Source organism: Fictibacillus sp. 23RED33 (genome assembly GCF_015903925.1).
Taxonomy (GTDB): domain Bacteria; phylum Bacillota; class Bacilli; order Bacillales; family Fictibacillaceae; genus Fictibacillus; species Fictibacillus phosphorivorans.
The window spans coordinates 140,664-155,074 of record NZ_JACZDX010000001.1; the positions used below are offsets into that span (position 1 = coordinate 140,664).

12 protein-coding genes are annotated in these 14,411 nt (G+C 41.5%); 11 read left to right on the plus strand and 1 reads right to left on the minus strand.

The features are described from left to right. The first annotated feature begins 91 nt into the window (after positions 1-91). From IHV09_RS22745 to IHV09_RS00805, 3 genes are all read left to right on the plus strand, one after another. Complete coding sequence (locus IHV09_RS22745; RefSeq protein ID WP_197263391.1) at positions 92-2,230, plus strand: YhgE/Pip family protein; 2,139 nt, start codon at positions 92-94, stop codon at positions 2,228-2,230. Positions 2,231-2,440: 210 nt separating this feature from the next. Then, entirely contained in the window at positions 2,441-3,595 is a 1,155-nt protein-coding gene (locus IHV09_RS00800) for an ABC transporter ATP-binding protein (RefSeq protein ID WP_197263392.1), read from the plus strand. Next, positions 3,579-5,141: a glycine betaine ABC transporter substrate-binding protein gene (locus IHV09_RS00805; protein ID WP_370568914.1), complete on the plus strand. Its 1,563-nt coding sequence runs from the start codon at positions 3,579-3,581 to the stop codon at positions 5,139-5,141. Before IHV09_RS00800 ends, IHV09_RS00805 begins: the two co-directional genes overlap by 17 nt. A gap of 255 nt (positions 5,142-5,396) precedes the next feature. Here IHV09_RS00805 and IHV09_RS00810 read toward each other — a convergent pair whose 3' ends face one another. Continuing rightward, a complete protein-coding gene (locus IHV09_RS00810) occupies positions 5,397-6,119 on the minus strand; it encodes an amino acid ABC transporter ATP-binding protein (RefSeq protein WP_144702836.1) in 723 nt (240 codons plus the stop codon). 210 nt (positions 6,120-6,329) lie between these two features. Between IHV09_RS00810 and IHV09_RS00815 the strand changes: the two genes are divergently transcribed. The 8 genes from IHV09_RS00815 (at position 6,330) to IHV09_RS00850 (ending at position 14,408) form a co-directional block, all read left to right on the plus strand. Further along, complete coding sequence (locus tag IHV09_RS00815; protein WP_197126885.1) at positions 6,330-7,316, plus strand: LacI family DNA-binding transcriptional regulator; 987 nt, start codon at positions 6,330-6,332, stop codon at positions 7,314-7,316. A 54-nt stretch (positions 7,317-7,370) separates the two neighbouring features. Beyond that, positions 7,371-8,678, plus strand: coding sequence for an ABC transporter substrate-binding protein (locus IHV09_RS00820; protein WP_197190809.1), 1,308 nt, complete (start codon positions 7,371-7,373; stop codon positions 8,676-8,678). A gap of 162 nt (positions 8,679-8,840) precedes the next feature. Further along, positions 8,841-10,169 carry an ABC transporter permease subunit gene (locus IHV09_RS00825; RefSeq protein ID WP_197264109.1) on the plus strand — a complete coding sequence of 443 codons (1,329 nt, stop codon included), beginning with the start codon at positions 8,841-8,843 and terminating at the stop codon, positions 10,167-10,169. A 30-nt stretch (positions 10,170-10,199) separates the two neighbouring features. Continuing rightward, the gene (locus tag IHV09_RS00830) at positions 10,200-11,027 is read left to right on the plus strand and encodes a carbohydrate ABC transporter permease (RefSeq protein WP_197126887.1); all 828 of its coding nucleotides are present in this window, start codon (positions 10,200-10,202) and stop codon (positions 11,025-11,027) included. Positions 11,028-11,409: 382 nt separating this feature from the next. Beyond that, positions 11,410-12,072: a type 1 glutamine amidotransferase domain-containing protein gene (locus tag IHV09_RS00835; RefSeq protein ID WP_197263393.1), complete on the plus strand. Its 663-nt coding sequence runs from the start codon at positions 11,410-11,412 to the stop codon at positions 12,070-12,072. A gap of 93 nt (positions 12,073-12,165) precedes the next feature. After that, positions 12,166-13,146 (plus strand): zinc-binding dehydrogenase, encoded by a 981-nt coding sequence (locus IHV09_RS00840; RefSeq protein ID WP_197263394.1) that lies wholly within the window; start codon positions 12,166-12,168, stop codon positions 13,144-13,146. A 16-nt stretch (positions 13,147-13,162) separates the two neighbouring features. Next, positions 13,163-13,453 carry a putative quinol monooxygenase gene (locus IHV09_RS00845; RefSeq protein ID WP_197263395.1) on the plus strand — a complete coding sequence of 97 codons (291 nt, stop codon included), beginning with the start codon at positions 13,163-13,165 and terminating at the stop codon, positions 13,451-13,453. Positions 13,454-13,532: 79 nt separating this feature from the next. Continuing rightward, positions 13,533-14,408, plus strand: coding sequence for a LysR family transcriptional regulator (locus IHV09_RS00850; protein WP_197263396.1), 876 nt, complete (start codon positions 13,533-13,535; stop codon positions 14,406-14,408). The last annotated feature ends 3 nt before the right edge of the window (positions 14,409-14,411 follow it).

Below are 14,411 nucleotides of genomic sequence, written 5' to 3' on the forward strand. Positions count from 1 at the left end.
TCGAAAAAGCGGACTGTAAGAGTCTCTTTTTTTACCGACAAATGACCAAATGACTAAATTAGTCATTCAGTATTAGGAGGAGTGAACAACTGTGTTAAAAAGTATCGGAGCTCAATTTAAAGCAGTTTTTTCAAACAAAAAAATTGCTGTACCGGTCTTAGCAGTTCTATTTATACCAGTGTTATACAGCGGAATGTTTCTATGGGCGTTCTGGGATCCGTATGACAAGATGGAAGATCTGCCAGTGGCCGTAGTCAACCAAGATGAAGGGTACGAATATAACGGTGAGAACTTAACTGTAGGAGATGAGTTTGTAAAAAAACTCAAAGAAAATCCACAGTTTGAGTGGGAATTCGTTAGTGAAGAAAAAGCAAAGCAAGGTTTGGAACATAACGATTATTATATGATGATCGAGATTCCTGAGAACTTTTCTGAAGAGGCAACTGCTCTATCAGGAAAATCGAACAAAAAGCCTGAAATCATTTATACACCGAACGCTGGCTTTAACTTTCTAGCAGCACAAATTGGCGGAACAGCCGTAGATAAAATGAAAGAAAGTTTGTCTAACGAACTGACAAAAACATATGCAGAAGTCATGTTCGATCAAGTCGAGCAGTTGGCTGGTGGGTTGGAGAAAGCAGCTGATGGCTCCAATCAAGTAACAGACGGATTGAAAAAAGCTTCTTCTGGCAGTGGTGAACTAGCTTCAGGAATGGAAGCAAAAACACCACAGATTAATGAGTTAAAAGATGGAGCTGTGCTTTTTAATTCAAAAATGACCGAGTTCGATAGTGGAATGGATAAATTGCTTGCTGCTCATAAACAGTTAGCAGACGGACAAGGTCAACTAAGTAACGGTGCACAAGCTCTAAAAGGTGGACTTAGCCAAGCGACAGCTGGTTCTGAAAAAATTAAGAACGGAAGCTTAGCCTTACAAGGCGGTGCATCTAAATTATCGACTGGAGCAAGTACGCTCGCAGGTTCAGTAAATGAGTGGAACGCTGGTGCACAAAAAGCAACAGCAGGCTCGAAACAACTAGAACAACAGATTAATGCACTCATTCAAAACCAAGGAAACATGTCAGATGAGCAGATGGCCGCATCCTTAAAACAGCTTGCTGCAGCTAGTAACGGCATAAACAATGGTTTAGATAGCTTGACTGCAGCAACAGGAAAGATCGCTGGCGGAGCGAACGAACTTTCTGCAGGAGCTAAAAAGCTAAGTGATTCACAAACGGCAGTAGCAAAAGGAGCAGAAGAGCTTCATAACGGTCAGCTTAAACTAGTGGGCGGTGTCGATCAGCTCGCAAGTGGTCAAGCAAAAGTAAATGAAGGTACGCAAACGTTCCAATCTAAATTGGGCGAAGCGGCTAACGGTAGTCAGCAACTGTTAAGTGCGAGTGGCAAGTTAGCAGACGGAACTTCCACAATTGCAACAGGCTGGAAGGAAGTTACAGGTCATGTAAAGGAAATTCATAACGGAGAACAAAAGCTGCTTGATGGAAGCGGGAAACTAACCTCATCATTAAGTGATGCAGCGGACAAAACAGGTGAGCTTGATCCAGACAGTGACATGTTCGAACGTATTGCAAACCCTGTTTCTGTTAAAACAAATAGCTTTTCTGATGTTCCGAACTACGGAACAGGCTTTGCTCCATACTTCTTATCATTAGGTCTTTTCGTAGGAGCATTGTTGATGTCAATCGTATTCCCATTACGTGATAAAGCTGGACACCCACGTTCAGGTTTCAGCTGGTTTGCTGGTAAGTTCACGTTCTTAGCGGTGGTTGGTGTAATTCAAGCACTGATTGCGGATGCTGTATTAATATATGGTCTAGGAATTGAAGTGAGTAACTTAGGAGCGTTTCTTGGACTAAGTATCATCACGAGTCTAACTTTCTTAGCACTCGTACAATTGCTCGTTACGGTGCTTGGTGATCCAGGACGTTTTGTTGCGATCATCATTTTAATCCTACAGCTTACAACAAGTGCAGGAACATTCCCGTTAGAGCTCATTCCGAACGGACTACAAGGATTCAATGCTTGGCTTCCGATGACATATTCCGTTTCAGGCTTTAAAGCAGTAATCTCAAGCGGAGACATGGAAAGCTTTAGCTTTAATCTATGGATTTTGGTAGGTTTCATGGCGATCTGTATGATCGGTACATGGGCTTACTTTGCAAGTCAGTTTAGAAAAAAGAATAACGCAGATGAAGGTTCAGTAGCATAATTTTAGTTAACACCTGAGGGGACAACATTCCTTCAGGTGTTTTTTCTAGTTTTGCAGAGGGGGATACCCGGTCTGTTTGAAGCAATAGCAACAATGTTAACAAAAAACTTTTAGAAAAGAAGTTTTCAAGCAAGCAAGCAAGGGAAACATAAGTTATGGACATTCTAATGGATGCAGCTTATTTTATGTAAAAAAAGGAGAGAACCGAACTTGATAACTTTCAAAAACGTAGGGAAAACGTACCCTGACGGTTTTGAGGCCTTGAAAAATATTGACTTTCAAATTAATGAAGGGGAGTTAGTAGCTTTAATCGGGCCTAGTGGTTGTGGTAAGACAACAACCATGAGAATGATAAACCGTTTGATCGAGCCATCAAAAGGAACGATTCTCATTGATGGAGAAGATATTGCAAACCGAAACCCCGTTGAGCTGAGAAGGAATATTGGATATGTAATTCAACAAATTGGTCTATTGCCTCATATGACGATAGAAGACAACATCTCACTCGTACCACGTTTAAAAGGGTGGGAAAAAGAAAAGTATGAGGGCAAAGTTGATGAATTGCTAGATTTAGTTGGATTGGATCCTAAAACATTCAGAACGCGATATCCTTCTGAGCTAAGCGGTGGTCAGCAGCAGCGTATTGGTGTAATTCGAGCACTTGCTGCAGAACCTCCTATCATTTTAATGGACGAACCATTCTCCGCGCTTGATCCGATCAGTCGTGAACAGCTGCAAGATGAACTTGTTAAATTGCAAGATACGATCAAGAAAACGATCGTATTCGTTACGCATGATATGGATGAAGCTATTAAGATTGCTGACAAGATCGCGATCTTAAATAAAGGTGAGATCATTCAGTTCGATACACCAGAACGGATTCTACGTCATCCAGCGAATGACTTTGTTAAAGGGTTTATCGGTGAGAACCGATTGTCTGCTGATGAATCATCCATGCCAGAAGCCTTAGACCTAATGAGACCAAATCCAGTTACGGCAAAAGTAACGAGAGGACTTGCAGAATCATTAAAAATGATGAAGCGATATGGTGTAGACAGTCTCTTGATCACAGATCAGCAAAACAAGCTTCTTGGAATCACCACACTTGATAAAATCGAACAACATTATCCTGAAGAAGATAAGACCATCGGAGATCTGATGGAAAAAGAAATCATTACGGTCGATGTTTCCTCTACGTACACGGAAGTTGCAGAAATCTTTGCAACCCATGGTGTTCATATGATACCTGTACTTGATAATGAAAAATTAGTTGGCTTAATCACACGTGCATCCATGATGCGCGGTTTAGCAGGGTTAAATATTTCCGCACAAAAACCTATTGAGGGAGGTGCGGGCATTGAATAACTTTTTAGTCACGATGAAAGATACGTTTGTTAACAGATGGCCAGAAATTCTTACAGGCCTTCAGCAGCACTTATTTTTATCCCTTGTTTCAATCTTGATCGCGGCAGTTATCGCCGTTCCTCTAGGGATTTTTATTTCAAGAAGAAAAAAGGTTGCCGAACCTGTTATTGGAGTTACAGCCATTTTTCAAACGATACCGAGTTTGGCATTGTTCGGTTTCTTATTGCCTGTATTCGGAATCGGTAGTACAACTGCCATCATTGCACTTACTGTTTATGCACTCTTGCCTATCCTACGCAACACGTATACAGGAATTACGGGTGTAGATAAATCAGCTGTTGAAGCAGGTAAAGGTATGGGTATGACTAATACTCAAATTTTACGTATGATCGAACTGCCGTTAGCGCTGCCGATCATCATGGCTGGTCTGCGTACAGCAACCGTATTAACCATTGGGGTGGCAACACTTGCTGCGTTTATTGGAGCTGGTGGACTAGGTGATCTTATCTATCGTGGATTATCTACTACTCGTAATGAGCTCGTCTTAGCAGGTGCGATTCCGGCCGCATTACTTGCTATCGTATTTGACTTTATTCTGCGACGAATTGAGTTAGCTACTGAACCTAAAGCATCAAAGAAACGTGGTTCATGGAAACTGCCAGTCCTTCTCGGGGTACCAATCGCTGCTCTCGTTCTTTTCTTTGCACTACGTGGCGGCGGTGAAGAGGATGCGATTGTAATTACAGGTAAGAAGTGGACAGAGCAATATATCCTGCCTTATGTGATTTCTGAATATGTAAAAGACAAAACAGATTACCCTGTTATCGTTAAAGAAGCGATTGGCGAGACGCCTATTCTTACGGAAGCGATCAAAAAGGGTGATATCGATCTTTATGTAGAATATACAGGTACAGGTTACTTAACGATTCTAAAAGAAAAATATGATCCAAGCATGAAGCCTGAAGAGATTTATGATGCTGTAAAAGAAGGCTATTCCAAAGAGTATGACCTGAAATGGACGAAGCCGCTTGGTTTTGAAAACACGTATGCGCTAGCTTTAAATCCTGATACGGCGAAACAAGTTAATGTAAAATCGATTTCTGAACTAGCGCCGAAGTCGAACCAGATTACTTTCGGTGGTCCAACAGAGTTCTTTGAACGTGAGGACGGCTATACGCCATTTGTGGATACGTATAACCTTAACTTTAAGGATAAGAAGAGTTTGGATCCGAACTTGATGTACTCTGCTGTAAAAGAAGGTAAGGTGGACGCGATTCCAGCTTATACAACAGACGGAAGAATCGTTCGTTTCAATTTAAAAACGTTGGAAGATGATAAGAAATTCTTCCCTCCGTATTATGCAGTCCCTGTTGTAAGGGAAGATACGCTGAAGAAGTATCCGAAACTTGAAGGTGTTCTCAATGAGCTTGAAGGGAAGATCTCAGAAGAAGATATGGCAGAAATGAACGCGAAAGTGGACCTAGATAAAGAAGATCCGCGTGAAGTAGCGCAAGATTTTCTGAAAAGTAAAGGATTGATCAAATAAGATAGAAAAATGGACTCCTTCGGGGGTCCATTTTTTGTTATGTTGGGTGGTTTGAAGGGGGGGCAGCAGGTTTAATTAAGTCTTAAAGTTAACTAATTAAGTCAAAACAGCATCCAATTAAGTCGAAACTGCAACCAATTAAGCCGAAAACCAGACCAATTAAGTCTAAAATTAAAAATAAAGGCCATTCGACAATCTCGCATCCCGTAGAAATCAAAAAAAGCCGGTCCCTCAAAATCAGGAACCGGCATCATCTTATAAAACCTTACTCAAAAACGACTTCGTGCGTTCATGCTGTGTGTTGCCAAACAATTCAGATGGTACGTTCTCTTCCACGATATAACCGCCATCCATGAAGATCACGCGGTCACCTACTTCTCGTGCAAATCCCATCTCGTGCGTTACGACGACCATCGTCATTCCTTCACGCGCAAGGTCTTTCATTACTTCCAAAACCTCACCGACCATCTCTGGATCGAGTGCCGAGGTTGGTTCATCAAAGAGCATGATCTTCGGGTCCATCGCGAGTGCACGGGCGATGGCCACACGCTGCTTCTGACCACCGCTAAGCTGGGAAGGATAGGCATTCGATTTGTCTTGCAGTCCCACTTTTGCGAGCAGCTTCAACGCTTTGTCACGAGCTTCCTCTTTATTTGCGCTTTTTACTTTAAGAGGAGCAAGTGTTACGTTTTCTAAGACGGTTTTGTGAGGGAAGAGGTTAAACTGCTGAAAAACCATACCTACATCTTCCCTAATTTTATTAATATTCGTTTTTGGATCTGTGATATCCGTTCCGTTCACGATCACTTGCCCACCTGTTATGTCTTCAAGTTTATTGATACAGCGGAGAAATGTACTTTTGCCTGAGCCAGAAGGGCCAATCACACAAACAACTTCTTGTGCTTTTATTTCTGCATTGATATCCTTCAATACCTCAAGATCACCAAAGGACTTTTTTAAATTTTTTACTGTAATCATGGTCCGGCTCCTTTCACGTTAAAAACAAAATCGTGTATGTATTTTATCATAAGTTCGTTTGAATCGTTGTATTTCCTGCCTCTGATGAAATCTTTAATTACAAAACTTTCTGAAAAAAGGATTGACCTGTGAATATTCGGTGAACTATACTCTGATTATGAAAACGATTTCATGAATTCGATTCCACAATTGTTTTAAGAGGAGAATCTGATGGCAACCATTCAAGATGTGGCGAAGAAAGCAGGATTATCCCGCACAACTGTCTCTAGGGTGATCAATGAACATCCTTATGTGACAGAAGAGAAGAAGCGTCTCGTAACACAGGCGATGCAAGAACTGAATTATGTACCTAATTCATCAGCAAGACGATTGAGGCGGCAGCAGACAGAGACGATTGCTGTCTATGTGCCTCGTATCACGAATCCATTTTTCAGTCATCTAGTTGAAGTGATGGAGAAGGAAGCCGCGAAAAAAGGCTATCAGCTGATACTGTGCCAGACCCGTTATAAGAAAGAGCAAGAGCGGAATTTCTTAGAGCTTTTAAAAACAAAGCAAGTAGATGGTCTGATCTTAACATCCATAGAAAACGATTGGAGTGAGTTTGAACCATACTTATCGTTCGGCCCCATCGTCGTTTGCAACGAATACTCAGACTCTGCTCAAGTACCTTCCGTCTACTTAAACCAGATCGAAGGAAGCTATCTAGGAACGAAGCACTTGATCGATCAAGGCTATACAAAGATCGGGTATTGCACCGGCAACCACAAAAGCTCCAGAGTTTCTAAAGACAGAAAGATCGGATTTTTACAAGCGCTAGATGAAGCGGGAATCATGATGAAGGAAGAGTGGTTCTTTTACAACGCTTATAGTGTACAAGACGGCTTTGCTGCATTTAAAAAATTGAGTGAGCTGGATGATAAGCCACAAGCGGTTTTTACCGGTAGTGATGAAGTGGCAGCAGGTATCGCGAAAGCAGCGTTTGACGCGGGGTGGAGAGTACCTGAAGACCTCGCTATCATAGGGTTTGATAATCAGCCTCTAGCAGCATTGATGGATCTGACGACGGTCGAACAGCCGATTGACACCATTGCAAAGCAGGCTATGAATTTGATGGTAGAAGCGATTCAGGCAAAGAAACCTTTAAGTCGAAAAGAAGTGATTCTGCCATTTCAGTTGATTAAACGATCCTCAACGTAAATTTTTGTGGTGAAATGTAATCGTTTACAAAACAGGAGATTAGGGGGAAATACAATGAAGAAGCTTAAGAAAATCTCAAAAGTGATTTCTACTTCACTAGCATTGTCACTTGTACTTGCAGCTTGTTCGGACAAAGAAGAAGGAAGCAGCAACAGTAACAATTCCGGCGGTGATAAAGACGAAAAAGTAACGATCGTCTATGCACGTGGTAAGGATGATACACAAGGTACAACAGCCATGGTGGAAGCTTTTGAAAAGAAATACCCTAACATTGATGTGGAATTTAAAGAGATGCCTGCGGATACGGGTAAGCAACATGACGCTTATGTAACTGCATTTAACGCGAACTCAGATGAGATCGACGTTATTGATCTAGACGTAATCTGGCCGGCAGAATTTGCACAAGCAGGATTCTTGATGCCGCTAGACCGCTTTATGGAAAAAGACGGGATTAACCCAGATGATTATAACGAAGGTGCGATCACAGCATCTAAATTTAAAGGAAAACAATGGGCTCTTCCTAAGTTTATCGATGCGGGAATGCTTTTCTACCGTACAGACTTAGTTGACGAAGGTTCTGTTCCAAAGACGTGGGACGAGCTTTTAGCGAAAGCGAAGGAAACGAAGGGCCAAGGTGGAACACAGTTTGGTTACTTGATGCAAGCGAAGCAATATGAAGGTCTTGTATGTAACGCGGTTGAATTCATCGCATCATACGGTGGTCAGATCATCGACGAAAATGGTGATGTGAAAGTTGATTCTCCTGAAGCGATCAAAGGAATCGCTAAGCTTGTAGAAGTTGCAAACTCTGATGTTGTTCCGCAAAACGTTACAACGTTTGCCGAGCCAGAGTCACATACAGCATTTATCAATGGTCAAGCAGGTCTGATCCGTAACTGGCCATATCAATTTGCACTAGCAAATGATGAGAAGCAATCTAAGATCGCAGGTAAAGTTGGAGTAGCTCCACTTCCAGCAGGGGATGCAGGAACTGCTGCAGCACTTGGCGGCTGGATGGCTGGTATCAACAAAAACACGAAGCACCCTGAAGAAGCTTGGAAGTTCTTAAGCTTTATGGCTGGTAAAGAAGGACAGAAGATCGACGCGATCAAAGGTGGACACGCGCCAACGATTCTTTCTCTATATGAAGACCAAGAAATTTTAGATGCAAACCCTTACTTTAAGGAAGAAGGATTTGTAAACGCACTTGAAGCAGCTGTATCTCGTCCTGTAGCACCAAACTACCCTGAGATCTCTGACATCATTCAAGTACAAGTTTCTCAAGCTGTAGCGAAAAAGATTACTCCAGAACAAGCAGCTAAAAACATGCAAAAAGAAATCTCTGAAAAACTAGTAAAGTAAGAAACGTAAAGTGATAGGGGTACGCCTTTCCATGAGAAAGGCTCCCCTTACTTTTATAATTGGTATCGATTCCACAAAGAGTGAAATGGATGGACGTAACAGCGCCCGTCCGTCGATTGCATTCGAATAGTAAGGAGCTGACACGTTTTGAAACCTGATCTAATGCCTAACAACCAAAAGCAAACTGCACCAAAAACGAAAGAAAAGGCGAAGAAAAAGCGCTCTGATCGTTCGCTAGGCTACATGCTGATCGCCCCGTCGATGATCTTGATCTTGATCATTGCCATATGGCCCGTTTTTCAATCTTTCTATTACAGCATGTTTGATCTTAGACTGAACAATCCAGTGAAATCTGAAGCGTATGTGTCTTATAAAGTGAATCTGCAAACCTATCTAGATAACTATCCGTTCTTGATCAGTTCACTAGAAGATGAAGTCGATCAAGCAACAGGAAAAACAAAAACAGAGCTTGAAGCAATCAAAGCAAATCTTGAAAAAGTAGATGCAGAATTAAAAGCTGATGGAGAATTGAGTAGCAAGTATGACGAAATTGATGAGAAGCTAACCGTGATGGAGCCGATCAGTGAAGAGCTTGCTGTTTCTGATTTGGACAAAGAGGTAGCGCTCGATCTGGAGAAAGCTGTCACAGATTCTTCTGAACGACTTAGAGAACTGAAGGGTGAACTGCAAAACCCAGAAGACGTAATCGGACTTTCAGCATCATTAAAGGATTCCGTCATCACGCCTAACTTTATCGGGCTGAAGCATTATAAAGAAAACTTAACCGATAGCCGCATGTGGAAGGCGATTCAAAATACGACTGTCTTTACAATAATCTCTGTATTTGCAGAGCTCGTTATCGGACTCGCGATTGCACTCCTTATCAATAAAGCTTTCTTTGGTAGAGGACTCGTGAGAGCAACCATCCTCATTCCATGGGCGATTCCAACCGCTGTTTCAGCATTCATGTGGAAGTATCTATATGATGGCCAAAATGGAATCGTAGCCAAAGCTTTTGCGGAGATCGGATTGTTTGACCAGATGACTGATATGCTGACGACCAGTACAGGTGCTATGTTTGCCGTCATTTTTGCAGACGTATGGAAAACAACGCCTTATATGGCACTCTTGTTATTAGCAGGGCTTCAAACGATTCCGAGTTCATTGTATGAAGCAGCAGCGATTGACGGAGCAAGCAAGTGGAAGCAGTTCTTAAAGATCACGCTGCCTCTGCTAAAGTCTAGCATTCTCGTTGCCTTGTTGTTCCGTACATTAGATGCGTTCCGTGTGTTCGACTTAGTCTATGTACTCACAGGTGGAGGTCCTGCAAACTCTACGGAAACGATATCGATTCTCGCTTACAAAGTAATGTTTAATCAGACAAATTTTGGTGAAGGTTCGGCGCTGTCGGTTATCGTCTTTGTCTGTGTAGCCATTATCTCTATGATCTACATCAAGTTCCTTGGACGAGACCTTTTAAATGATAAATAAAAACGGAACAGATAAAGGAGTGAATAGGAAATGAACAAAAAAGCGGGCCCAATGTTTTACGTATTCTTAACATTGTTTGTCTTCCTTGTCATGTTTCCGTTTTTATGGGTACTGGCAAGCTCAATTAAACCGGTTGCGGAACTGTTTGGCGACCGTGCGTTCATACCGTTTACAAACAACATGACAGGTGAGAACTATGAATCTGTATTTGTTAACTATCCATTTTTAAAATATTTATGGAACAGCTTAGTCGTGTCGTCGATCACTACCGTCTATGCAGTCCTAGTAGCGAGCTTTGCGGCTTATGCGATCGCACGATTAAACTTTAAAGGAAAAACAGTCATCCTTGGATTAGTGTTATCGGTTTCCATGTTTCCGCAGATCGCAACGATCTCACCAATCTATATCGTTTTAAAAAATCTTGGATTAACGAATAGCTATCTAGGTTTGATCATTCCATACACAACATTTACATTGCCATTATCCATCTGGCTGCTCGTCACGTTCTTCCGAAAGATTCCGTTCGATCTTGAAGAAGCAGCAAAAATGGACGGGGCTTCACCGATGCAAACGTATTGGCGTGTAATCTTGCCACTAGCGATACCAGGAATTTTCACAACAGCGATTCTTGTGTTCATATCAGCGTGGAACGAGTTTCTGTTCGCGTTAACGATCAATACCGATGATGAGTTCAAAACCGTTCCGGTCGGGATCGCGATGTTTGAAGGACAATTCACGATTCCTTGGGGAGAAGTTACAGCCGCGACCGTTATCGTAACAGTGCCGCTTGTGATTATGGTTTTACTTTTCCAACGCCGAATCGTGTCTGGGTTAACTTCAGGTGCGGTAAAAGAATAGCTTTGATAGGTAGCCCTCGCTAAAAAGCGGGGGTTTTTCATTGGAGCTCTTGAAAGAGTTGATTTCCATTTCAAATGCTCGCTTTCCGCAGGGCAGGCGGTGAGCCACATTCGTACGTTTCACTCTTAAGTGTCTCACCTGCCCCCCTGTCCTGCTGGAGTCTGGCATTTTCCACTCCAATCAACTTGTCAAGGAAGAGAATGTACAAAGAGCCAGTAGATAAATATCTGAAGAAATCACTTTGAGTGAACGATTTAATACTCTTTAATATAAAAAAATTTATAATAAAAGCGCTATTTTCTAATTTGTATTATAGATAAATACGGCCTACAATAGGTATTGTTAGAGAAACAACTTATTTTTTGTTAGGAGGAATTAGACAATGTCTAAACATATATTAATGGTCGTAACTACGGCTGATAACATGAACAACGAACACTCAACAGGATTATGGCTTTCTGAATTTGGTGAGGCGTATGTGGAGTTTGCGAATGCTGGTTACGCGATTACAGTTGCAAGCCCTAAAGGTGGAAAAGCGCCTGTAGATGATCGTAGCTTAGAAGGTGAAGTGCCTCAAGAGATATTAGACACAGCTAAATATCTGGAGAACACATTAAAACTAGAAGAAATCAATGACCTTGATGGTTTTGATGCAATCTTCTTGCCAGGAGGCCACGGAACCATGTTTGACCTTCCTGAAAACACAAAACTGCAAGAGATTATTCGCGACCTATATGAGCAAAATAAAGTAGTAGCAGCGGTATGTCATGGACCAGCAGGTTTAGTTGGTGTGAAACTTTCTGACGGTACACCGTTAGTAGCAGGGAAAAAAGTGACTGCATTCACAGATGCTGAAGAAGTAGCTACTACTCTTGATCAATACATGCCTTTTTTGTTAGAAACACGCATGCGTGAACTAAGCGCACAATTTGTTGCTGCTGAGAATTGGTCAGATCATGTACAAAGAGATGGACAACTCATTACGGGTCAAAATCCACAATCTACAGTTTCTGTGGCGAAAGAAGTTTTGAAGCAGTTAGCATAATTATGGATAAACCTGCAGACCTTTATATTAAAAGGTTTGCAGGCTTTCTTTTTTGTGAACATTGAGAAGGAATAAAGGAGAGGAGAAAATAAGATGAAAGCTTTACTTTTGAAAGAACGCAATCAATGGAAAGAAATGAAGGTAGAAGAAATAGACAAGCCAACTGCGGGAACGGGAGAAGTTGTAGTGAAAATTCATGCCGCTGGACTAAATCCGGTCGATTATAAAACGGCAACTGGAGGAAATCCGAACTGGACGTATCCTCACATTTTAGGACTTGATGCGGCAGGTACCATACATGAAGTTGGAGAAGGTGTAACGGATTGGAAGATCGGTGATCGTGTTGTGTATCACGGAGATTTTAACAAAAAAGGGGCATACGCTGAATATGGAGTAACAACAGCACATACCATCTCACGTATTCCAGATTCTCTATCATTTGAAGAAGCAGCGGCTCTTCCAACAGCAGGTTATACGGCTTATCAAGCTCTGTTTAGAAAATTACCTATGTCTTCAATCGATACGATCTTGATCCATGCTGGAGCAGGCGGTGTAGGCGGATTTGCGGTTCAACTCGCTAAAAATGCAGGGAAAACGGTTGTTTCCACGGCATCCAAACACAATCATGAGTATGTTCGTTCATTAGGAGCAGATCTTGTGATCGACTATAAGGAAGACGACGTTAAGGAAAAAGTAATGGCTTTTACAAATGGTAGAGGTGTTGATGCAGTTCTGGATACAGTTTCTAGAGACAATGCAACTGAATCACTCGACTTGATCGCATACAACGGGCACATCGCACATATTGCAGGCGCTCCGGATTATACAAAGGTAAAACCATTCACAAGAGTGATCTCATTCCATGAGGTAGCATTAAACGCTATCCATCATAATCAAGACAAAGTGGCAGAACGTGACTTAGCCAAAATGGGTGATGAATTATTGGCGCTGGTCGCAGAAAAGAAAGTTTCTCCACTTATTGAACAAGTTATCTCCCTTGAAGAAGTTCCTAAGACTCTAGAGAAACTTTCAGAAAGACATGTAAAAGGCAAGATTGTTTGTAAAATCCTATAAGGAGAAGGTGACGTTCATGGCTATTACAATTAATGCTATATTAAAAGCAAGAGAAGGCAAAGAGGAATTGTTGCGTGATGAATTGATTAAGGTTGTACAAGCGTCACGTAAAGAAGAAGGGTGTATCAGCTATATATTGCATGAATCTACTGAGAATCCTTCCACTTTTGTTTTTTATGAAAACTGGTGTGATGAAGACGCGCTTAACAGTCACATTGATTCACAGCACTATAAAGCTTATCGCAAAAATATAGAAACTCTTGTACAGAATAGAGAAGTATATCGTTTAAACGTCATTGAGCTATAGAATGAAACACTGCATCGTATCTCATCTGGAGCGGTGCAGTTTTTTACGCATAGATCCCCTTTAGAGAGGAGGAAAATGGATGATTGATTTTGAATGGTACAGAAGTTTCATCAGCATCTACAAGCATGGTTCCGTTTCTGCTGCTGCAAAAGCTAGAATCTTAACTCAGCCTGCCATGAGTCAGCATCTAGCAGCTTTAGAATCAGAAATAGGGGAACCTCTCTTTATTCGTGCTCCCCGAAAGATGATACCTACGGACAAAGGAAAAGAGCTGTATACAAAGATTGTTCCGCTGATTGAGAACTTAGAAAATACGACACTAGAAATGCTTCATAGCTCATCTGGAAATGAGCGAGCACCCGTAATCCGTATTGGTTCGCCTGCAGAATATTTTACGATTCGAACTCTTCCTAAAATACGAGACTTAAATATTCGGTTTTTATCTCAGTTCGGAGTAGCAAGTACGTTACTAGAAAAGTTAGAGAAGGATGAAGTAGATCTTATTCTAACCACTCAAAAAGTGCAGCAACAAGGAATTGAATATCAAAAACTCGAAGATGAAGTGTTTGTTGCTGTGGTACCACCAACCTATGAAACAAATCTAGAAAGTACTGCTGAGATTGAGGAGTGGCTGAGCAAACAGAACTGGCTGAGCTATGGGTTGGAACTTCCTATTATAAGAAGATACTGGCGAGATCATTTTAAAAAACGACCAGACTTTCAACCTTGCCATGTGATACCTGATTTAAGATCGATTTTAGAGGGGATCGAAAATGGGTTGGGAATGAGCATACTTCCCACTTATCTAATTGAAAAATCATTGCAAGAAAATCGTGTGAAGATATTGTTTCCTGAACTAACCACAGAGAACACCATCTATGCCGCATATAAAGTAGAACATAAAAACAATCCTGTATTAGTGAAGGTACTAGAGGCTCTTAAACGTAAAAGCTAGTGT

What these genes read in the sequence shown, in the direction of transcription:
- IHV09_RS00810 (WP_144702836.1), bottom strand. Translation starts at nt 6,119, where the DNA reads ATGATTACAGTAAAAAATTTAAAAAAGTCCTTTGGTGATCTTGAGGTA.
- IHV09_RS00815 (WP_197126885.1), top strand. Translation starts at nt 6,330, where the DNA reads ATGGCAACCATTCAAGATGTGGCGAAGAAAGCAGGATTATCCCGCACA.
- IHV09_RS00820 (WP_197190809.1), top strand. Translation starts at nt 7,371, where the DNA reads ATGAAGAAGCTTAAGAAAATCTCAAAAGTGATTTCTACTTCACTAGCA.
- IHV09_RS00825 (WP_197264109.1), top strand. Translation starts at nt 8,841, where the DNA reads ATGCCTAACAACCAAAAGCAAACTGCACCAAAAACGAAAGAAAAGGCG.
- IHV09_RS00830 (WP_197126887.1), top strand. Translation starts at nt 10,200, where the DNA reads ATGAACAAAAAAGCGGGCCCAATGTTTTACGTATTCTTAACATTGTTT.
- IHV09_RS00835 (WP_197263393.1), top strand. Translation starts at nt 11,410, where the DNA reads ATGTCTAAACATATATTAATGGTCGTAACTACGGCTGATAACATGAAC.
- IHV09_RS00840 (WP_197263394.1), top strand. Translation starts at nt 12,166, where the DNA reads ATGAAAGCTTTACTTTTGAAAGAACGCAATCAATGGAAAGAAATGAAG.
- IHV09_RS00845 (WP_197263395.1), top strand. Translation starts at nt 13,163, where the DNA reads ATGGCTATTACAATTAATGCTATATTAAAAGCAAGAGAAGGCAAAGAG.
- IHV09_RS00850 (WP_197263396.1), top strand. Translation starts at nt 13,533, where the DNA reads ATGATTGATTTTGAATGGTACAGAAGTTTCATCAGCATCTACAAGCAT.